The sequence below is a fragment of the Gilvimarinus sp. DA14 genome, assembly GCF_024204685.1.
Lineage (GTDB): Bacteria > Pseudomonadota > Gammaproteobacteria > Pseudomonadales > Cellvibrionaceae > Gilvimarinus.
Genome location: NZ_CP100350.1, coordinates 2,021,443 through 2,040,027, shown reverse-complemented (window position 1 = coordinate 2,040,027; position 18,585 = coordinate 2,021,443). Strand labels below are relative to the sequence as shown.

The 18,585-nt window shown below is 51.7% G+C and carries 20 protein-coding genes; 14 read left to right on the top strand and 6 right to left on the bottom strand.

Going from position 1 to position 18,585, the window contains the following annotated elements; all coding sequences use genetic code 11:
- Window positions 1-222 precede the first annotated feature (222 nt).
- From NHM04_RS08995 to NHM04_RS08965, 7 genes are all read left to right on the top strand, one after another.
- Window positions 223-1,911, top strand: coding sequence for an ATP-binding protein (locus NHM04_RS08995; protein ID WP_254263461.1), 1,689 nt, complete (start codon window positions 223-225; stop codon window positions 1,909-1,911).
- A 78-nt stretch (window positions 1,912-1,989) separates the two neighbouring features.
- Window positions 1,990-2,808 (top strand): pentapeptide repeat-containing protein, encoded by an 819-nt coding sequence (locus NHM04_RS08990; protein ID WP_254263460.1) that lies wholly within the window; start codon window positions 1,990-1,992, stop codon window positions 2,806-2,808.
- Window positions 2,808-3,437 (top strand): nucleotidyltransferase domain-containing protein, encoded by a 630-nt coding sequence (locus NHM04_RS08985; RefSeq protein WP_254263459.1) that lies wholly within the window; start codon window positions 2,808-2,810, stop codon window positions 3,435-3,437. Before NHM04_RS08990 ends, NHM04_RS08985 begins: the two co-directional genes overlap by 1 nt.
- Window positions 3,438-3,819: 382 nt before the next feature.
- Window positions 3,820-4,557 carry a trypsin-like serine protease gene (locus tag NHM04_RS08980; protein ID WP_254263458.1) on the top strand — a complete coding sequence of 246 codons (738 nt, stop codon included), beginning with the start codon at window positions 3,820-3,822 and terminating at the stop codon, window positions 4,555-4,557.
- Between the two features lie 99 nt (window positions 4,558-4,656).
- The gene (locus tag NHM04_RS08975; RefSeq protein WP_254263457.1) at window positions 4,657-5,082 is read left to right on the top strand and encodes a hypothetical protein; all 426 of its coding nucleotides are present in this window, start codon (window positions 4,657-4,659) and stop codon (window positions 5,080-5,082) included.
- Window positions 5,083-5,277: 195 nt separating this feature from the next.
- Complete coding sequence (locus tag NHM04_RS08970) at window positions 5,278-5,763, top strand: NUDIX hydrolase (protein WP_256526224.1); 486 nt, start codon at window positions 5,278-5,280, stop codon at window positions 5,761-5,763.
- Window positions 5,764-6,022: 259 nt separating this feature from the next.
- A complete protein-coding gene (locus NHM04_RS08965; protein WP_254263455.1) occupies window positions 6,023-6,487 on the top strand; it encodes a hypothetical protein in 465 nt (154 codons plus the stop codon).
- On the opposite strand, the gene NHM04_RS08960 is transcribed toward NHM04_RS08965, so the two are convergent.
- Window positions 6,484-7,365, bottom strand: coding sequence for a LysR family transcriptional regulator (locus NHM04_RS08960; RefSeq protein ID WP_254263454.1), 882 nt, complete (start codon window positions 7,363-7,365; stop codon window positions 6,484-6,486). The two genes, NHM04_RS08965 and NHM04_RS08960, sit on opposite strands and share 4 nt — an antisense overlap.
- An 89-nt stretch (window positions 7,366-7,454) precedes the next feature.
- Here NHM04_RS08960 and NHM04_RS08955 point away from each other — a divergent pair, with 89 nt between their 5' ends.
- Window positions 7,455-8,228 (top strand): cation diffusion facilitator family transporter, encoded by a 774-nt coding sequence (locus NHM04_RS08955; RefSeq protein ID WP_254263453.1) that lies wholly within the window; start codon window positions 7,455-7,457, stop codon window positions 8,226-8,228.
- Window positions 8,229-8,307: 79 nt separating this feature from the next.
- Here the strand turns inward: NHM04_RS08955 and gdhA are convergent, their stop codons facing one another.
- Together gdhA and NHM04_RS08945 are read right to left on the bottom strand one after the other, a co-directional pair.
- Entirely contained in the window at window positions 8,308-9,648 is a 1,341-nt protein-coding gene (gdhA, locus tag NHM04_RS08950) for an NADP-specific glutamate dehydrogenase (protein ID WP_254263452.1), read from the bottom strand.
- Window positions 9,649-9,686: 38 nt separating this feature from the next.
- The gene (locus NHM04_RS08945) at window positions 9,687-10,130 is read right to left on the bottom strand and encodes a hemerythrin domain-containing protein (RefSeq protein ID WP_254263451.1); all 444 of its coding nucleotides are present in this window, start codon (window positions 10,128-10,130) and stop codon (window positions 9,687-9,689) included.
- Between the two features lie 253 nt (window positions 10,131-10,383).
- Between NHM04_RS08945 and NHM04_RS08940 the strand changes: the two genes are divergently transcribed.
- The 4 genes from NHM04_RS08940 (at window position 10,384) to NHM04_RS08925 (ending at window position 13,263) form a co-directional block, all read left to right on the top strand.
- On the top strand, window positions 10,384-11,247 hold the full coding sequence (locus NHM04_RS08940; RefSeq protein ID WP_254263450.1) for a PA4780 family RIO1-like protein kinase: 864 nt from the start codon (window positions 10,384-10,386) through the stop codon (window positions 11,245-11,247).
- 109 nt (window positions 11,248-11,356) lie between these two features.
- The gene (locus NHM04_RS08935; protein ID WP_254263449.1) at window positions 11,357-11,779 is read left to right on the top strand and encodes a CBS domain-containing protein; all 423 of its coding nucleotides are present in this window, start codon (window positions 11,357-11,359) and stop codon (window positions 11,777-11,779) included.
- Window positions 11,776-12,255 carry an ATP-binding protein gene (locus NHM04_RS08930; protein ID WP_254263448.1) on the top strand — a complete coding sequence of 160 codons (480 nt, stop codon included), beginning with the start codon at window positions 11,776-11,778 and terminating at the stop codon, window positions 12,253-12,255. Before NHM04_RS08935 ends, NHM04_RS08930 begins: the two co-directional genes overlap by 4 nt.
- Before the next feature lie 114 nt (window positions 12,256-12,369).
- Entirely contained in the window at window positions 12,370-13,263 is an 894-nt protein-coding gene (locus NHM04_RS08925; RefSeq protein ID WP_254263447.1) for a neutral zinc metallopeptidase, read from the top strand.
- Here the strand turns inward: NHM04_RS08925 and NHM04_RS08920 are convergent.
- The 3 genes from NHM04_RS08920 to NHM04_RS08910 all read right to left on the bottom strand — a co-directional run bounded on the left by NHM04_RS08920 (window position 13,256) and on the right by NHM04_RS08910 (window position 15,796).
- The gene (locus NHM04_RS08920; RefSeq protein WP_254263446.1) at window positions 13,256-14,701 is read right to left on the bottom strand and encodes a helicase HerA-like domain-containing protein; all 1,446 of its coding nucleotides are present in this window, start codon (window positions 14,699-14,701) and stop codon (window positions 13,256-13,258) included. The two genes, NHM04_RS08925 and NHM04_RS08920, sit on opposite strands and share 8 nt — an antisense overlap.
- Window positions 14,702-14,778: 77 nt before the next feature.
- Window positions 14,779-15,249 (bottom strand): Cys-tRNA(Pro) deacylase, encoded by a 471-nt coding sequence (gene ybaK / locus NHM04_RS08915; RefSeq protein WP_254263445.1) that lies wholly within the window; start codon window positions 15,247-15,249, stop codon window positions 14,779-14,781.
- On the bottom strand, window positions 15,224-15,796 hold the full coding sequence (locus NHM04_RS08910; RefSeq protein ID WP_254263444.1) for a GNAT family N-acetyltransferase: 573 nt from the start codon (window positions 15,794-15,796) through the stop codon (window positions 15,224-15,226). The genes ybaK and NHM04_RS08910 overlap by 26 nt, the downstream gene beginning before the upstream one ends.
- 115 nt (window positions 15,797-15,911) lie before the next feature.
- Here NHM04_RS08910 and NHM04_RS08905 point away from each other — a divergent pair, with 115 nt between their 5' ends.
- Both NHM04_RS08905 and NHM04_RS08900 read left to right on the top strand, forming a co-directional pair.
- Window positions 15,912-17,951: a marine proteobacterial sortase target protein gene (locus NHM04_RS08905; RefSeq protein WP_254263443.1), complete on the top strand. Its 2,040-nt coding sequence runs from the start codon at window positions 15,912-15,914 to the stop codon at window positions 17,949-17,951.
- Window positions 17,941-18,585: a class GN sortase gene (locus tag NHM04_RS08900; protein ID WP_254263442.1), complete on the top strand. Its 645-nt coding sequence runs from the start codon at window positions 17,941-17,943 to the stop codon at window positions 18,583-18,585. Before NHM04_RS08905 ends, NHM04_RS08900 begins: the two co-directional genes overlap by 11 nt.

The window sequence follows — 18,585 nt, the reverse complement described above, 5'->3', positions numbered from 1 at the left end:
ATTTTATAAAAAGCTTTATAGTCAGGCATTTAACCAGTTTGGAAGGTTAGATAACAAGATCACTCTTCGCGCGTTCTGTTCGCCCTTCCTGAAGCCCGTAAGCGGCTTAAATGACTGATAATTCAAAGGCTTGTGCCTCTTTTTTGGAGTTTTTCATCGAAGGATAATGCGCATGCGCGATATACAAATGTTAAACAAAAATACAACCAACCGAGAGATGAGATGAATTCGTTCGAAATCAGACCTGCTGTTGATGAAACTCAAGAGTTTATTGAAATTGCCAATGATTTTTCTAATCCTTTGGATTTGGTGAGAGAGGCGGTTAGCAATTCTTATGACGCCAAGGCTTCAAAAATTAAAATTTGCTTTGACGTCGTAAAAAAATACGGCGAATCCGTTTTGAAAATCGAGATTTCTGATAACGGCGCCGGAATGACTTCTGAGCAATTGCAGAACTTTTTCGACCTGGGAAACTCTACCCGAAGGGATGATATCGAATCAATTGGTGAGAAAGGCCATGGGACGAAAGTCTATTTCAATAGCGAAAAGATTGAGGTGGAAACATCAGATGGGAACAATGGCTTACACGCCACTATGGACTCTCCATTTCGGAAACTTTTCGACCGAGAGATACCAGTTGCTCACGTGGTTAGTAAAGAGGGAGTTCAGAAAGGAACGAAAATAGTAGTTTGGGGTTACAACAACAATCGACGAGATAAGTTTACTCACGATATTTTGAAGGACTATATTTCTTGGTTTACAAAGCATGGATCGGTAGAGAACCAGTTCTTTGATTTCAAGACCCCTGTAACCCTCGAGCTAAAGGGATTGGGTGAGGAAGAGTTTGAAACAATTAAGCAAGGCCATTACTTCCCAGAGGACAGCAAAGATATAAATAAGCTGTTCGAAGAGCATTTGGTAAAAGCCCCTGATCATTACTCCAAGAGGATAGTTAGAACTGGAAGCCTTAAAAACTATCCTGAGATTCGGTTCAACGCTATCTTTTGTGTGGAAGGAAAGTATAGAAAGTATTCTTATAATGCGATGCTAAGAAGGCCAGGATATTCAGCACCAACTGGTGCCTATACTATCCAAGAGCGATACGGGTTGTGGGTTTGCAAAGATTTTATACCAATCCAGAGAAAGAATGAATGGATCACCTTTAAAGGTTCTGAGTATACAAAATTCCATGCCTTTATTAATTGCCAGGATCTGCGGCTCACAGCTAACAGAGGATCTATAGATAATACTCCTTCGGAAGTTCTTCAGGACCTCCAGCAGGAGGTAAAGAAAATATATGAGGAAATTATAAAGAGTGATGAGTGGACTTCATTGGAATGGCTTGAAGATGAGGCTCAGGCATACCAAACAACGGAAAAAGAAAAGAAGAACTTTGAATGGCGTATTAAGAAGGTTAATCGGTCAAACGTTGCTGTTTATGAAGGGCTTACGCTTGTGGAGCCTGAACGAGAAAGTGGAGTATTCTCAATATTTCTATTGCTCGAACAAAAGAGGCCAGACCTCTTTCCATTTCATGTTGTTGATTACGACACCCATGAGGGGATAGATGTTATTGCCAAGGGGGATAAAAAAACGCCTATATCTAGTGCTCGCCTATTCTATGTAGAATTTAAAAGAACGTTGACGGGAAACTTCAATCATTCCTTTGAGAATCTACACAGCATTGTTTGCTGGGAATCGGATATAAAGCACGATGATGTCCTGAAGGATGTAAACGGGGAGGAGCGGAAAATGAAAATAATAGCCCCTGATTCGAACGAGTCTTATACCAAGTACTTTTTAGACAATCCTAAAAAAGCTCATAAAATTGAGGTTTTTTGTTTGAAAGGGTACCTAAAAGAAATACTGGATATAGAATTTACGCCTAGAACTTCGGATTCCGTAGTTTAACAAACCGCGTCACTCGGACGCACTAAAGTGCGCCGGTGAGTTCTTGCGTTATACCGTATGAAGGATGAGTCCCACGGCATGAATGATCATTTTCGCCCTACGAGCAGGGAAACTATCCCAGACCAAGCTATCGCCCATGACCTTAAAGGCGTAAACCTGAGAAATAAACAATTTGAACGTTTGGTTGCCAAGAAGAAGCGCTTCACAGATTGCGATTTCAGCTACTCGCATTTCGACTCAGCATACTTGCATAAGTGTGTTTTTGATTCTTGCAGATTTGTTGGGTGTAAATTTACTAACTCAAACCTTAGAGGTAGTAAGTTTGATGGCTGTGTGTTTGATTACGCAGAGTTTTCCCAAACGCAAGTAGAGCCCGAAATTCTTGATACAGGATGCCCCGGAAAGGAAAACCTTCAGCAGAAATTTGCCAGAACGCTTAGGGTGAACTTCCATCAAATCGGAAATTCAGTTGCTGCAAACAAGGCGATAAAAATTGAACTTGAGGCCGGTCGTATTCATTTGTATAAAGCTTGGCGCTCTCGCGAGGCCTATTACCGAAAGCATTATCCAGGTGTAGCGCGAATTAAGGCTTTCTTAGAGTGGCTTGATTTTGTATTGCTTGATGCGTTCTGGGGGAATGGTGAAAGCTTCATGAAGCTGCTTAGAACGTTGCTTTTGGTAATGTTGGCTATTGCATTGGGCGAGGTTTATTTCTTAAAGGATGCAGACTCACTGACCAGTTACTTTGAGGCAGTAAAAAATGCTCCGCAAGTATTCCTTGGTGTCGCTAAGCCAGATGGGTTTTCAGGTCTGCTATTGGCAGGCATCGCGGCTTTGAGGTATGTAATGCTTGCCTGCTTGGTGTCGATTTTAGTTAAACGGTTTAGTCGTCGATAATGCATATCTACGCTTTTGGCTCAATTTGTCGCGGTGACATTTCTGTTGACTCTGATGTTGATCTGCTGGCCCTTGTGGAAGGTCGGGATTCTCGCCTCAACCCTGAGAGATTTTCGATTTATTCGTATGCGAGAATACTTGAGCTCTGGAAAGCTGGTAATGCATTCGCTTGGCATCTTTCTCTTGAGAGCCGCCTGATTTACGCAGCTGATGGGGCTGATTTTTTGAAGAGCTTGGGGGCGCCGTCTAAATATTCGGGAGCAGTAGCCGATTGCTTGAAATTTCGAGATATATTTGAATCCTCATTTCAGTCTGTTCAAAAAGGCTCGCCGAGTCTAGTGTTTGAACTTTCAACGATTTTTCTAGCTTTGCGAAACATCGCAACCTGCTATTCGCTTTCGAGGATGGACAGCCCAACCTTCGGAAGGGATTCGGCGAGAAGGCTTGGCTCGAGAAGCCTGGATGTTGATGAGAATGTTTACTCTTTGCTAATGCAGGCTCGCCTGCTTTCAACGAGAGGAGCCGGGGACAGTATTGGTGATATCGATCTGGCGATTCTATTGCCGGAGTTGAAGCGCTGCCGATCTTGGATCGATGAACTATGCCGTGAGGTAAATTTAAATGGATGAGTTTGTTAGCCGAATGGCGACTCAAAGACATGTTCTGGATATGGTTAACTCAAGACTGGATCTTGACGAAAAGCTCTTCGGACTGTCCTCAAGTGCGATTGACCGTTGGGCGGTGAACAACCGACTTGGGCCATCTTCTAGAGTGGTTAACCTACTGAGGAGTATCTCTTCGGAGCTCTTTTTTATGGCTACTCGTAGCCAAGAGCCAGTGAGTAGTGAATACGAACTGAGAAGGGATAAAATTATTGAAGCCGTTGCCGCACTGACGGATGCGGTGTAACCAGTGTCTGGTGTCGGACGCACCTACGCTCCGCTTCGATGCGCCGCAAAGCCAAGCGTTAGCCCAAGCTATCCTAGAGATAAAACGTAAAGGAAATACCACATGAAGTTAGCCCTATACGTAACATTACTTACATTGTTAACAATCTCTCCGGCGCATGGAATCATCACTCGACATGATGTGGATGATAAAGAATGTCAGGAGTTGGGCGCGCGGTATGCTGCGTCTGTCGCCTATATCGGGGGTTGTATGTCCACCTTAGTCGAGCCAGGTTGGCTGTTGACGGCGGCGCATTGTATGAGAGGGGAGGGCGTCGGTCTCGAAACTGCACTGCATCTCGAAGTCCCGTATCAGGTTGAGCAAACCTTTGTCCATCCAGACAGTGATATTGCTCTGGTCCAGCTGAAAAATCCTGTTCGCAACGGTAAACCCATTGCCCTATACAACCAGAAAAACGAGCTTGGCAGAAACGTTGTATTCGTTGGCAATGGTGTTTTCGGTAACGGCTGCGATGGCCTAGCCGGAGAGGATGGTAATTTGCGCGGCGCAAGAAATACGGTGATTGAAGCTACACAATACAACCTCGTATTCTTATTTGATAAACCCGAAACCGCGACAAATCTGGAAGGGATCAGCGGGCCGGGTGATAGCGGTGGCCCTGCGCTGATGGAAATTGACGGACTACTTTACGTTGCCGGCGTCAGCGCGTATCAAAAGGGTAACGGATTTGAAGAGGGGCATTACGGAGTTTCAGAGTACTATTCTCGTGTGTCTACACATTACCCCTGGCTAAGGGAGGTAATTGATAATTCGAAGCCGGATCAAACGCCAGAAGATTAGTGGACATTACAAAATAATTATGCGTCGGAGCTAGCTGTAGTAGTCGGCCTTTGTCTCCCCTTTAAGGCTGGTGCGGACGTTGTTTCTGAATGGTGTCTTATGATTTATATTCAAGAGAGCGGGCTTAAGAGGCAGCTTGAATTGCTCGCGCTTCTATCCGAGGTGGAAGTGTGTGAGTTGGTTATTTGGCTATACCCAGAGTCGAAAATAAAACATCTTGCGGGAATTCTTATTTTAAATGATCACGAAAATCTGGTAGCAATAACAACGTACGAAGATGGGACTAAACCTAGGCGAACCAGCTCGCTACTTGCAACATCTAATTTTATGTTGACGCTAAAATCCTTTGCCTCGAAGCTCAAGTGTAACAGCGATAGTATTGCACTGTACCCTGAAGGAGACAAAGAGTGGAGTGCCTGTGCAGTTGGTCATGAAGGCATGTGTCTAGTGAGAAATGAAAGCCTACTGTCAAAAATTCAAAGCGCCGGTTTTTCGGCCTCATTAACGGCGCCGCCTTGGTGGTGAGTGCAACATGGAGGTTTAAAGAAATAAGGACAACATCTTGAATTAGTCTGTTTAGGTTTAAGTCCATTTAATAGGCACAGTCGAGTCATTCTTTTTACGTCAATATTTCACTTTGTCAGTACAGAGCCGGGGCAAGTCTTTGATTTCTGTGCGGAACAAGCGTATTGCGAGTGCTGGCTGTGATTGAGGTGAAAAGTGATTTGTTTTGATGCAAGCGAGGGCCGCTTTAGTTTTAGGGCTGCGGCTGTAGTTATTTACAGAGAGCACGTGTTAATTCATAAAGCCGCGAGCGATGATTTTTGGGCGCTTCCGGGTGGCCGGGTTGAGCTCTTTGAGTCTTCAGTGGGTGCTGTCGAGAGGGAGCTTTTTGAAGAGCTAGGCGTTAAATGTCGCGTTGAGAGGCTTGTTTGGCATACGGAAAATTTCTTTGAGCATGAAGCTGAGAGATGCCATGAGGTGGCCAATTATTTCATGGTTTCTTTGAACGATTATCCACACTTTGAGCCTGAAGTGGATTTCGAGGGTGTGGAAGAGGATGTGAATTTGGTTTTTCGTTGGGTTCCCTTAGGCAGCGTTGGTGATTATGACTTGTATCCTAAGTTTTTAGTGGCCGGGCTAAAGGGGCTGCCAGATTCTGTTCGGCACGTCATCATTAACGAGTGCAGTTGTATTGCGGACTGATTTTGAAATTAATCGATACCCGCCCAGCTACCCTATTAAGAAGCTATAGGCAATCATAGGTTTCGGAGTCAGTTTTTTGGTTGTTGAGGGTTTTTCCCGTGGATGGTGAAGTGAAAACCCCCGAAAGAGCAATGAATGCCGTATTTTCAAGAGTCCGATGCAACCACTTGAACTGACGCCGCCCCAAGAAACCTGTATATTTCCCCGTCTACGCTAATCACAAAGCGCAAGTCTTCGCTGTTAAAAAAGAGAATCAACCATGTCAAAACAAGACGCTGTTTCCGCGCTGGCGCTGCCTCCGACTAATCGTCAGAAGTTATTTGTACGCTACACTCTCGCTATTTTGATTGATCTGGTGGTGCTGGGGCTGTTTAACGAGTATTGGGACCGGGTGCATATTGAGGCTTTTTCGGTGGCGTTGCTGGTGGCGGCGTTGATGCAACTCTTGTTGCAGGCAACCTTTAAGGTTGAGCATTACGTTAGTGATTATTTTAAAGCCAAGTCGGGCGCAGCGGCCAAGGGTGCTTACTTTGTTACCGTTTGGTTTATTCTGTTTGTCTCAAAATTTATTATGCTTGGCGCCATAGAATTCGCGTTTGGTGGGCAGATTCACTTTGACGGTCGCTTTCATGGCGCCGTGCCTTTTATTGCGGTGGTGGCCGTGATGATTGCCGCCGAAGAGGTGGTAGTGCGAGTTTACCGACGCCTTGGTGATAACGCTTAGTGCAAGGCTTCCAGTTGTTTCTCCAGTGCTTGTGCCAGCCAGCTCACCACAGCGCCGCCCTGGGCCTGCTCTGACTCCAGGGCGCTGAATACCTTCCACCAGTTGGCGCTGCGATGGTGGATGGTTTTTAAGGTTTCTGCGCGCAGCGCCTCGGCAATTAACGGTAGGGGCAGGTCTGCCCAGCCAGCGCCGTCGATCACGGCATCGCGTATTAATTCGTATTGCGTAAACGCCAGGTAGTTGGCCGTCTCGGGTGATTCGGCCACCAGCATGGCGTCTTGCATATAGGCTAATGTAATTTCGGTGTGGGCCACCAGGTCGTCTTGGGTGACTCGCTTCAGCTGGCTTAAGGGGTGGTTGGGGGCGGCTACGGTGAGCATGCGTACATCGGCCAGTTCGCGAAACCACTGGTAGCCTTCGTTTAACAGCTCGGGCATCAGCCCATAGGCAACATCCACCGATTGGTCGCGCACCAAAGGTGCCAGTTCACGCGGCGGCGCCAGGTACACGGTAACGCTGGTTTGCGGAAATTTGAGCTTAAGCTGGCGCAGAAGGTCGCGCCATACCGACTCTGGCAGTGAATCGTCCCGTGCGATACGCAAAACCGATTCGGCCCCGCTTAAGTGATGCTGGCAGCGCGCCTGAATTTGCCCCGCAACCTGTTCAAGGCGCCGCCCGTCGGTCAGGATGGACTGGCCAATGGCGGTAAGCTGCAGCCGGTTGCCTGTGCGTTCAAATAACTCTACCCCTAACTCATCTTCCAGCGCCGTCAGCATGGTGCTTACCGTGGTGCGGCTGCGGTTTAGCTCGCGGGCTGCGGCGGCCACACTGCCGTGCCGGGCAACACAGAGAAACGCCGAGATCTGAGAAATTTTCATGGGAACCTGTGACGGTTTTTCCGTCGCTGAGTGACTCACGCCTGTGAGCGGATACCGATAATATGGCCTGTAACGCATGGGAGGTCAAAATGTTTACGTATCTGGCGCGGGAAAATATGGCGCTGATTATATCGGCGCTAATGGCTGGCCTGTTTGCCGTGGCTGGCACCGTCTGGGGGCTGTGGGCACAATCAATGGTGATTTTGTTCGACGGCGCTTATTCGCTGATCAGCTTGGGGCTGTCGCTGCTTTCGCTGTACGCCGCGCGAATTATTCGCCGCCCGGCTAACAGTCGTTACCCGTTTGGCCTGGGTGCGGTAGAGCCTTTAGTCATTGCCGTAAAAGGTTTGGTGATTGCCATTGTCTGCTTGTTCTCGCTGCTGTCGGCCTTGGTGCGTTTGGCGCAGGGCGGCCGCCCGATCGAGGTTGATATGGCCATAGGATTTGGCGCCATCAGTTTTGTGGGCTGCGCTATGGTGTGGGGTTATCTGCGCTGGGCTTTCGGCCGCAACGACAGTGGCTTGGTGCAGGCCGAGCAACACCAGTGGTTTATGGACAGCGTCTTAAGCGCCGCCGTAACCTTTGGCTTTGTGCTGGCCTGGTTGCTGGAGCAAACGGCTTGGTCTCACTATGCGGTATACGCCGACCCAATGATGATGGTGCTGATTTCGGTGTACTTTATCGCCGTGCCGGTCAAAATGGTGTTGGGCGCGGTGCGCGAACTATTACTGGCGGCGCCGCAAGCGGAGCAGTTACCGGAAATTCATGAAACCCTGCAAGAGTTGGGGCTTAACCCGCGCAGGGTAAAGGTGGTAAAGCTGGGCCCCAACTTACTACTGGAGGCCCGGTTGGTGCGGGCCTAATAGCGGGGTGGTGTTAAAGGGTGTGTTTTGGCAGGACTGAAGTATCGATCAGCCCAGCCAATGCCAGAATTGTTGGTAATTAGACTTTGCCGTACAAAGTCATCGCCTCGGAAAGCTGTTTAAAAGCGGCGATATTGGCGCCCTTAATATAGTTAACAGTACCGTTTTGCTCGCCGTATTTAACGCAGCTTTTGTGAATATCTTTCATGATTTTTCTCAGCTCTTCATCCACCCGGTCGATGTTCCAGGGCATCAGTGCCCGGTTCTGGCTGATCTCTAATCCGGAAACCGCCACCCCACCGGCATTGGCCGCTTTACCCGGCGCGACCACAATACCCTTTTCGGCAAACAGCTTTAAGGCGCCATCGGTATTGGGCATATTCGCCCCTTCAATGACATAGCGACAGCCATTATCCGCCAGGCTTTGGGCGTCCTGCTTTTCCAGTTCATTTTGCGTGGCACAGGCAAAGGCAATGTCACACTTTTGTTGCCACGGCTTTTGTTCGTCGTGATACTCAAAATCGTATTTTTCGCAGATCTCTTGCAGAGACTGGCGTTGCGCTTTTTTGCGCTGCACCTTAGCAAGAGTTTCCTGGTCGAGTCCGTCGGGGAATGTAGCGGTGCCGCCGCGATCGGACAGAGTCAGTACCTGGGCCTGTTGTTCAATAAGCTTTTCGGCGGTATGCAGGGCCACATTACCCGAGCCGGATACGCAGCAGCGCTTGCCCTCAAGGCTGTCATCGTGGTGCGCCAATATCTCTTTGGTAAAGTAAACAGCGCCGTAGCCCGTGGCTTCTTGCCGTCCACAGCTGCCGCCAAAGGCGGGGCTTTTGCCGGTCAGGGCTGATTCAAACCGCCCGGTAATGCTTTTGTAGTGATCAAACATAAAGGCGATTTCGCGACTGCCGACACCGATATCACCGGCGGGAATGTCTGTGGTCGGACCTATGTGGCGCGCCAGTTCGGTAATAAACGCCTGGCAGAAGCGACGGATTTCCTCATCACTGCGGCCGTGGGGGTTAAAGTTTGCGCCGCCTTTGGCGCCGCCCAAGGGCAGGCCGGTAAGGGCGTTTTTAAAGCACTGTTCAAAGCCCAGAAAAAACAGCACATTTAAGTCAACCGAATCGCTAAAGCGCAAGCCGCCTTTGTAAGGGCCCAAGGCGTTGTTGTACTGAACGCGAAAGCCGCGGTGAGTTTCGGTCTGGTTTTTGTCGTTGCGCCAATCTACCCGAAAGTCGATCACCCGGTCCGGTTGTGCCAAATACTTAAGAATTTCTATGCCTTCCTGATCATCGCTTTCTAGTAGGTAGGGGATAACGTCTTCGGCAATATCGTGGGTCGCCTGATGAAAGGCATCGTAGTCGGGGTACAGCGTTTTTACATAGTCGTCGAACGATCGGATGGCGGAATCCGCAGGCATTAATGGCTCCTTACGCGTGGTGCTGAATTTGACGTGGCTTAGGCAAAATGGCTTCGCTTGGACATTTCGGCCACATAGTCGGACCCCAGTTTATTTTTCAGCTCGGGCGTTAGTGCTTTACCGGCAAGTGGAAACACTTCGGTCTCTTCTTCATCCAGGTGGTGCAATAGACGCTCTTGTAGCGTTTTTGCTTTAGCCATCCAGGCAGAAGAGTCCATGTCGGTGTCGGTTAAGTCTTCAAGCAGTTCTTCCAGCTCGTGGTGTTCAGCCACGCTGTGGCGGGAGTGATCAATGGTTGTGTCAAAATCGATAAGGGGTTTGTAAAAATAGCGCTCTTCGGCGGCGGCGTGACTTTCCATGGCCTCTTTAATCAGGTTTAAAAACTGTTCTCTTTCGCGGCTTTTACCCTGGGTGCTGATCAAGTCATCCAACAGCTTACGCTGTACGTCGTGGTCTTCGCGCAGGGCATCAAAAATGCTCATGTCTTATCTCCATGGTTTCTTCTTTTAGGCTTACGAGATGTAAATCAGATTGGATTACATATAACTGCATATAGCAATATACCTGCCAAAAGTGGATCAACGCCCAAGGCCATCAGCAATGGGCTATTCTCGTTTACCGTAAGCCGCTCTCCTTTTCTCGCCCAGTAGATAAAATCCCGTCAATCCCCGTTGCACTTTGCCGCCAGTACTTCTATTGTGGCTGGCAGTTTTCAATAGGTGCTACACACGAATAATGAAAGTTCCAAAACGTTTGCAGCCGTTGGTGGATGATGGCTTAATCAGCTCGGTTCAGTCTCGTTTAATGAGTGGTAAAGAGGCGGATATTTTTATTGTCCGCTGTGGCGATGCCATTCGCTGCGCCAAGGTTTACAAGGACGCTGCCAAGCGCAGTTTTAAAAAAGCCGCCGAGTATCAAGAGGGGCGCTCGGTGCGCGGCGGTCGCCGGGCTCGCGCCATGGCGAAACGTTCTTCTTACGGACGCCAGCAGCAAGAAGAGATTTGGCAGAGCGCCGAAGTCACCGCGCTATCGCGCCTGGCAAAGGCCGGGGTGCGGGTGCCGGAAACCTACGGCTGCGTGGACGGCGTATTGCTGATGGAGTTGGTGACTGACGATGAGGGCGATGTAGCGCCTCGCCTGGACGATGTGATCTTAACCCGCGAGCAAGCGCTGGAAGATCATGCCGTGATGATGCACTACATTAAGCTGATGTTGTGTGAGGGGCTGGTGCACGGCGACTTGTCGGAATTTAATGTTCTGCTCGACCCCTATGGTCCAGTGATTATTGATTTACCCCAAGCAGTGGACGCCGCCGCTAATAACAATGCCCAAAAGATGTTTACCCGCGACGTGAATAAAATTACCCAATACTACGCCGCCTTTGCTCCGGAGCTTGCCGACACCGACTACGCTGGAGAAATGTGGGCACTGTTTGCCGAGGGTGAGCTGACGCCCGAAACCGACATTACCGGTGTCTATGCCGCCGATGAAGACGACGCGGATGTGGATTCGGTGTTGGCAGAGATTAAAGCGGTAATGGCCGAGCACGAAGAAGAGCAGGCGCGGATTCGCCGCCTGACGGAGGATGACGAGCCTTAGCGGGTTTGAGTTTGTCCGCCGCTTCGCTCTCTTACCAACAACACAACCGGCATTTATAAAAGGTGTATTTCAGTAGTCTTAAAGACACTAAAAGGCGTAAGCGGTATTTATGAAAGCTAAAAACTTAATGAGCTCTAAGCTGGTTACGGTAGAGATGGGCGATTCCCTCGCCCTGATCAAGGAGATTTTTGACCACGTAAGCTTTCATCACTTATTGGTAGTTGAGGGCACCAAGCTATTGGGCGTGATATCCGACCGCGACTTTTTTAAAGCCATCAGTCCCAATCTAGGGACGCCAGCGGCCACCAGCAAAGACCTGGCGACCCTGCAAAAGAAAGCCCACCAGATTATGAGTCGCAACCCCGTGACTGTTTACGAAACTGCTTCAATTCTCGAGGTGGTTGAACTTTTTAATACCCATTCAATTTCTTGTGTCCCGGTCGTCAGTGAGCATGGAAAGCCCGTGGGGATTATTTCGTGGCGCGATCTTATGCGCGAAATTGGCAACCGCAATAAGGGCAAAGGCGAATGAGCACAGGTACGCTCACCTTTTTTTGCGGCAAAATGGGCGCGGGTAAGTCTACCCGCGCCAAGCAAATGTCGGCAGACGGCCGTGTAGCGCTGATTAGTGAGGACGAGTGGTTGGCGGCACTGTACCCGGGGCAAATTGCATCCTTGGTGGATTATGTTCAGCTGTCTACGCGGTTAAAGGGGCAGGTTAAAAGCCTGGTTCAGTCGATTTTACTGGCGGGTACGGATGTGGTGCTGGACTTTCCCGCCAATACCAGAGCGCAGCGGCAGTGGTTTCACGATATTTTTACGGAGGTCGGGGCAGAGCATCGGTTGGTGTATATCGAGCAGACGGACGCGGTGTGCCTGGCACGGATTAAACAGCGCCGCGAGACCGAGCCCGGTCGCGCGCAGACCGACACGCCGGAAATGTTTGCCCAGGTAAGTCGCTATTTTGAGGCCCCCAGCGCCGAAGAAGGCTTTAACATCGTCCGATAAAAAATACGCAAGCGGCCATATTGGCGGGCTATTATTTAGGGAACCTCTGATTAAGTTCTATCCGGCTTCTGGCTAACAGAGGTTCCTTAGGTTTACCCTTTCAAGGAGAGAGCTATGCGCTGGCAAAACCGCAGACGCAGCAGCAATATTGAAGATCGCCGGGGGCAGCGGGTCTCTGGTAGTAGTTCGGGTGCGGCGCCTTTGCTGCGACTGTTACCCATGCTGCTAGGGCGCAAAGGCGGTAAGTGGGTGGTGTTGGTTATTGGCGGGTTATTGGTTGCCTCTTATCTGGGTGTGGATATCCCGTTTTTATCCGCCTCCGGGCCATCGGGTCAGCAGAGTGCGGCTTACCAACCCAGTGCCGCCGAACAGGAACTGGCGGAGTTTACCGCCGTGGTGTTGGCCGATACCGAAGAAACCTGGGGGCGGATTTTTGCCGAGGGCGGCGGTCAGTATCAAGAGCCGACCCTGGTGATGTTTAACGGCGCGGTTAACTCCGCCTGCGGCCGCGCTGACTCTGCCATGGGGCCGTTTTACTGCCCGGCGGATCGCAAGGTGTATATCGATCTAAGTTTTTATCAGGACTTAAAAAATCGCCACAACGCCCCCGGCGATTTTGCTCAGGCTTATGTCATCGCCCACGAGGTGGGCCACCATGTGCAGACGCTGTTGGGTATTTCCCCTAAGGTGCGCGAGCAGCAGGCGCGGGTGAGTAAGGCCGAGGCCAATGAGCTGTCGGTACGGCAGGAGTTGCAGGCCGACTGCTTTGCCGGCGTGTGGGGTTACAGCGCCGATAAGTTTCGCGATTTATTGGAGCCGGGCGATTTAGATGAAGCCTTAGTGGCCGCCTCGGCCATTGGCGACGATCGCTTGCAGCAACAGGCGCGCGGATACATTACCCCCGAGTCCTTCACCCACGGCACCTCTCAGCAGCGGGTAAACTGGTTTACGCGCGGGTTTGAGAGTGGCGATATTCGCCAGTGCGATACGTTTTCGGGCCCTATTTAAGTAACGATCCCAACAATCCCCGCACCAATTTTCGCCCCAGCCCGCTGCCAAAACTGCGGGCAATACTTTTCATAAACGCCTCACCTACACTTTGGCGCGATGAGCCACGGCGGTTGGATTTTTTGCTCTTTTGCGTTTCTAATTCCGCACGTTCGGCCATTTTGGCCTGACGCTTTAGCAGTATTTCGTGGGCGGATTCCGGATCTAAGGTGGTGGCGTATTTGCTGAGCAGGGTGTCACCGCGGATTAACTCCTTGTACTGCGTTTGGCTGATGGGGCCAATTTTAGAGCGCGGTGGTGCCATTAAGGTTCGCTGCACCACGGCGGGTATGCCGCCGGTTTCAAGTGTTGATACCAGCGCCTCACCCACGCCCAACTCGGCAATAACCTGTTCGGTGTCTAGTGCTGGATTGGGGCGAAACGATTGCGCAGCTACGCGCACGGCTTTGCGCTCTTTGGGGGTATAGGCTCGCAGTGCGTGCTGAATGCGATTGCTCAACTGGCCGAGAATATTGTCGGGAATATCGCCAGGGCTCTGGCTGACAAAATAGATACCCACACCCTTGGAACGGATCAGTCGCACAATCTGTTCGATTTTTTCTACAAACACCTTGGGGGTGTTGTTAAAAAGCAGGTGCGCTTCATCGAAAAACAGAACCATGACTGGCTTCTCTGGGTCGCCTACCTCGGGTAAATGTTCGTATAACTCAGACATTAACCACAGCAAAAAGACCGCGTAGGTTTTAGGGCTCTGCATCAAGGTGCTGGCATCGAGAATATTGATAACGCCAGCGCCATTTTGCTGGGCGATTAAATCGCCAAAGTCCAGCGCCGGCTCGCCGAAAAAGTTGCTCAGGTTTTCCTGCTGCAAAAGTAATAAGCGCCTTTTTATAGCGGCCACCGAGGCTGCCGAGACCCGGCCGTATTCCGCCTGCAGCTCTTTGGCATTTTGCTGCACAAAGTTAAGGCTGGTGGTCAAATCGTTTAAATCCAGAAGCAGTAAACCCTGATCGTCGGCATAGTCAAAAATAATGCTGAGAATAGATTCCTGGATGGTGTTCAAATCCAACAGGCGCGCCAACAGCTGCGGGCCTAAATCGGAAATGGACAGACGTACCGGAATGCCCTTGGCGCCGGTTAAATCCCATAATCGCACCGGGTTACCGGCAAAGGCAAAGTCCGGTATCTGCATCGCGGCGAGGCGTGCGTCTATGTTTTTGTGGGCTTTACCCGCCCGGCTTATGCCCGATAGATCACCTTTTATGTCGGGTAAAAATACCGGCACCCCTAGGCGCGAAAATGACTCGGCCAATACCTGCATGCTGACTGTTTTGCCGGTCCCGGTGGCACCGGAAATCAAGCCGTGGCGATTGGCCAGTGATGGTTCCAGGGTGATGTTGGCACCCTCGGCGCCGCCGAGAATAATGGGAGCGGGCATAAGCTTTCCTCTGCTGCAATGTCCTAAACCGTACACTTTTATGCAATCGTTTAGCGGGCAATAAACTATAGCCTATATCATGGGGTGGCAATATTGCAGAAGCGGGCGCGAGTTAAGGCCGCTAAATCCTGCGCGGTTAGCTCGATCTCCAGGCCGCGCTTACCCGCGCTGATGTATATAGTGGAGAAGTTTTGCGCGGCGGCATCGATAAATGTGCGCAAGGTTTTCTTTTGTCCCAGTGGGCTGACGCCGCCCAGCACGAAACCTGTGGTGCGCTCAACTTTTGCCGCCGCTGCCATGCTAGCCTTCTTCGCGCCAGCGGCTTTTGCGAGCGCTTTGAGCTGCAAGGTTGAATCAACGCTTACCAAGGCGACAACCAATTCGCCGTCGGCCAACTCCGCCACCAGAGTTTTGAATATACGCGCCGCCGCGACGTTCAGCGCCTGGGCCGCCTCTTCGCCATAAGCGGTGCAATTTGCGGCGTGAGTATATTCGTGTAAACGATACTGGGTGTTGCTCTTATCAAGCAGAATAATTGCTGGGGTCATAATCGTTTTTCTCGAACTGCGAGAGCGTTAATGCATAGCGGATATGATTAACCTCTTCGCCGTATAAATCTTCTGCCGCCATGATTTTTCGGGTATTGCTAAAACCCAGTCGCTCGGCAATTGCACGGCTTTTTTCGTTGTGTTCGGCGGCGCAGAGTATCAATGTATGCAGCTTGAGCACCGCAAAGCCGAACTGGCACAGGCTGTTCACACTGCGGCTCATTATGCCCTGGCCGCAATAATCTTCCGCTAGCCAGTAGCCAATGCGCGCTTGCCCCGGCGATTTATTGATCGCATTGAGCGAGCAAATTCCTACTTTACTGGCGGCGTGAACCACGCAGAACGTGGCGTCGCGGCCTTGCTTGTTGTCTTGCGAGGCATCGGCAAGAAACTTTTGCATATCCGTTAATGTGGTGGTTGCGTCTACCCAGGGCAACCACTGGCGCAGGTGCAGACGATTGCTGTCCACTAGGGCAAATATTTCCGCGGCGTCGGCCACCATAACCGGTTGCAGGCTGACCTGCGCGTCAACGGTAATCGGCTGCATGATTTTTCCTCCTGCCATATTTAATCACAATTGATCAGCGCTTTGCCTTTTTCGGCCCCGGCGCCTCCCTATTGCTTTGTTTTACTGGCTCTATCGCTATCAACGGAGAAGTGAGATGGGTAAAACTATGGGGTTCTGGTTGCTGCTTGCGGTCTGTTTTAGTGCCGCGGCGCAATCGAGTGAACAAACTGGGCAGCTTGAGCTGGATGGGGGCGGGCAGGCATTGCACCTCGCCAGCCACTACACGCTTACTATTCAAGGGCTGGAGGCGCGGGTAGAGCTGACCCAGAAGTTTAAAAACACCGCCGATACTTGGGTGAATGCCACTTATGTGTTTCCGCTGCCGGAGGACAGCGCCGTTAGCCGACTGACGATGAAAGTCGGTGAGCGGATTATTGAAGGTGAAATACAGGAGAAGCAAAAGGCGAGAGAAACCTTCGCCGCCGCGAAGGCTGCGGGGCAAAAGGCGAGCCTGGTAGAGCAGCAGCGGCCCAATCTGTTTCGCCAGCAATTGGCCAACGTGGGCCCGGGGGAAACCGTGGAGGTGACTTTGGGCTACAGCCAGCAGGTGATCTATGACTCGGGAGAGTTTCGTCTGCGCATCCCCACCACCTTAACACCGCGCTATATTCCGGGCGTCACCCGCTCTGACTTACTGCCCGAGGCGAGTATCGCCACCGGTGTTAGCGGCTGGGCACTGCCTACTGATCAGGTGGCCGATGCCCACTTAATGACTCCGCCTCAGCTGCACAGTCGCCCGGCAAAACTGTTAAACCCCATGACGCTCGATGTGCATTTGCAGGCGGGTATGCCATTGCAGAGTGTTGTGAGTGATACCCATGCCATCAGCGTCGAGATTGCGGCTCAGACAGAGCGTCGCATTAGGCTGCAAAAGAACACAGCCGAGATGGATCGCGATTTTGAACTGCGCTGGCGGGCCCAGCCGGATGCCGCGCCGGTAGCTGCGCAGTTTGTCAGTCAGTGGCGCGGTGAGCGCTACGCACAAATACTGTTGATGCCCCCGCAGCAAATCGATTCACGACAAGTCTTGCCTCGCGAGTTGATTCTGGTGGTGGATACTTCGGGGTCCATGGCCGGGCAGTCCATAGAGCAGGCGCGCCAAAGTGCACTGATGGCGCTGGACCAGCTGAGCGCTGGCGACCGTTTTAATGTGGTGTTTTTTGCCAGTCAAACCCGCGCCGTATTTTCTCAGGCGGTGCTGGCCAGTGAACACAATAAACTAGAAGCAAGGCGAGAAATCCTTGCTATGCGCGCTGATGGCGGCACTGAAATGCATGCTGCTTTGTCTCGCGCCTTTGATCACAAAGGCGAGCAATCACACCTGCAGCAAATTGTGTTTGTTACCGATGGCAGTGTGGGTAATGAGTCACAGTTGTTAACGCTTATTCACCGCCGGTTAGGCAACGCGCGCCTGTTTACCGTAGCAATCGGCAGTGCTCCCAACCGGTTTTTTATGCGTCGCGCGGCGGAGTTTGGACGCGGCAGCTTCACCGAAATTGCCAATGCCAATCAGGTGCAGGAGCGTATGCAGCAGCTGTTGAGTAAATTGCAAAAGCCGGTGGTGACCAATGTCAGTATCGACTGGCCGCAGCCAGTAGAGGCTTTTCCCCGCCAGGTGCCGGATTTGTACTGGGGCGAGCCGGTGCAGGTTATCGCCAAGCTACCGCCCTGGCCATCGCGCTCGGATGCACGGGTGGTGGTGCGTGGGGAGTCCGCCGGTAAGCCCTGGCTGCGCGAGTTAGTGTTAGGCGATGGTGCGGTAGGCGGTGAAGAAGAATTTGTGCCTTTGTTGGCGCAGCGCTTTGGCCGCGAGAAAATCGCTTTTTTAGAGGACGAGGCCTACCGCGCAGGTGAGGGAGACAGCGCTTCTGGAAAAATACTCCCGGTAGCGCTTAAGTACCAATTAATGTCGCGCTTTACGAGCTTAGTGGCGGTGGACAAGACCCCCAGCAAACCCGCTGCAGAGACGGCCCGCGAGCAGGCTCTGGCCAATGCCATGCCTGCCGGCGCCAGCATGCGCGCAGTCGGTTACCCGCAAACCGCGACAGGTGTTGCTTGGCATTGGCTGCTCGGAGCTTTGGCGCTGCTGGCGCTGTTGGTATTGCAGGGGCGGGGGGTGCGCTATGGGCATTAATGCGACGCACTTTGTGAGGAAAAACCGCGGCCGGTTATTGGTCAGTGCCATCCTTGTGATGGTGTTGTGCTGGCAGTGGGGCAGTGCCCTGGGTATTGAGGTAAAGGCAAGCCTCGCGCAATTGCTGATTGAACGCGCCTGGCAGCAAAAGCTGGCGGCGCCTAATCTGCGCGTCGCGCCCTGGCCCTGGGCCGATACTCAGCCAGTGGCCCGGTTACAGTGGGTTGACAGCGCCGGGCGAGTGCAGCGCGATTTGTTTGTACTTGCCGGCGGGCACGGTGAGGCGCTGGCCTTTGGGCCGGGATTGCTGGACGGTTCGGTTGCCTCGGGTGCCCGGGTCATTGGCGGGCACCGGGATACTCACTTTGGCTTTTTGCGTGAACTCAAGCGCGGCGACACCCTGCGCTGGCAAGGCGAAGACGGTGTATGGCGCAGCTACACCATCAGCCAGTATTCCATTGCCGATGCCAGCCGCGAGCAATTGTGGATAGAACCTTCGGCCGACACCCTGTGGCTGGTAACCTGCTATCCCTTCGATGCGCTGGTGCCCCGCGGTGCGTTGCGCTACGTGGTGCGTGCCGATCGCAGTTGGCAACACCAGGCGCCGCTGGGTCGCTATCAGGCGCGTCTGTAA

What these genes read in the sequence shown, in the direction of transcription:
- NHM04_RS08995 (WP_254263461.1), top strand. Translation starts at nt 223, where the DNA reads ATGAATTCGTTCGAAATCAGACCTGCTGTTGATGAAACTCAAGAGTTT.
- NHM04_RS08990 (WP_254263460.1), top strand. Translation starts at nt 1,990, where the DNA reads ATGAATGATCATTTTCGCCCTACGAGCAGGGAAACTATCCCAGACCAA.
- NHM04_RS08985 (WP_254263459.1), top strand. Translation starts at nt 2,808, where the DNA reads ATGCATATCTACGCTTTTGGCTCAATTTGTCGCGGTGACATTTCTGTT.
- NHM04_RS08980 (WP_254263458.1), top strand. Translation starts at nt 3,820, where the DNA reads ATGAAGTTAGCCCTATACGTAACATTACTTACATTGTTAACAATCTCT.
- NHM04_RS08975 (WP_254263457.1), top strand. Translation starts at nt 4,657, where the DNA reads ATGATTTATATTCAAGAGAGCGGGCTTAAGAGGCAGCTTGAATTGCTC.
- NHM04_RS08965 (WP_254263455.1), top strand. Translation starts at nt 6,023, where the DNA reads ATGTCAAAACAAGACGCTGTTTCCGCGCTGGCGCTGCCTCCGACTAAT.
- NHM04_RS08960 (WP_254263454.1), bottom strand. Translation starts at nt 7,365, where the DNA reads ATGAAAATTTCTCAGATCTCGGCGTTTCTCTGTGTTGCCCGGCACGGC.
- NHM04_RS08955 (WP_254263453.1), top strand. Translation starts at nt 7,455, where the DNA reads ATGTTTACGTATCTGGCGCGGGAAAATATGGCGCTGATTATATCGGCG.
- gdhA (WP_254263452.1), bottom strand. Translation starts at nt 9,648, where the DNA reads ATGCCTGCGGATTCCGCCATCCGATCGTTCGACGACTATGTAAAAACG.
- NHM04_RS08945 (WP_254263451.1), bottom strand. Translation starts at nt 10,130, where the DNA reads ATGAGCATTTTTGATGCCCTGCGCGAAGACCACGACGTACAGCGTAAG.
- NHM04_RS08940 (WP_254263450.1), top strand. Translation starts at nt 10,384, where the DNA reads ATGAAAGTTCCAAAACGTTTGCAGCCGTTGGTGGATGATGGCTTAATC.
- NHM04_RS08935 (WP_254263449.1), top strand. Translation starts at nt 11,357, where the DNA reads ATGAAAGCTAAAAACTTAATGAGCTCTAAGCTGGTTACGGTAGAGATG.
- NHM04_RS08930 (WP_254263448.1), top strand. Translation starts at nt 11,776, where the DNA reads ATGAGCACAGGTACGCTCACCTTTTTTTGCGGCAAAATGGGCGCGGGT.
- NHM04_RS08925 (WP_254263447.1), top strand. Translation starts at nt 12,370, where the DNA reads ATGCGCTGGCAAAACCGCAGACGCAGCAGCAATATTGAAGATCGCCGG.
- NHM04_RS08920 (WP_254263446.1), bottom strand. Translation starts at nt 14,701, where the DNA reads ATGCCCGCTCCCATTATTCTCGGCGGCGCCGAGGGTGCCAACATCACC.
- ybaK (WP_254263445.1), bottom strand. Translation starts at nt 15,249, where the DNA reads ATGACCCCAGCAATTATTCTGCTTGATAAGAGCAACACCCAGTATCGT.
- NHM04_RS08910 (WP_254263444.1), bottom strand. Translation starts at nt 15,796, where the DNA reads ATGCAGCCGATTACCGTTGACGCGCAGGTCAGCCTGCAACCGGTTATG.
- NHM04_RS08905 (WP_254263443.1), top strand. Translation starts at nt 15,912, where the DNA reads ATGGGTAAAACTATGGGGTTCTGGTTGCTGCTTGCGGTCTGTTTTAGT.
- NHM04_RS08900 (WP_254263442.1), top strand. Translation starts at nt 17,941, where the DNA reads ATGGGCATTAATGCGACGCACTTTGTGAGGAAAAACCGCGGCCGGTTA.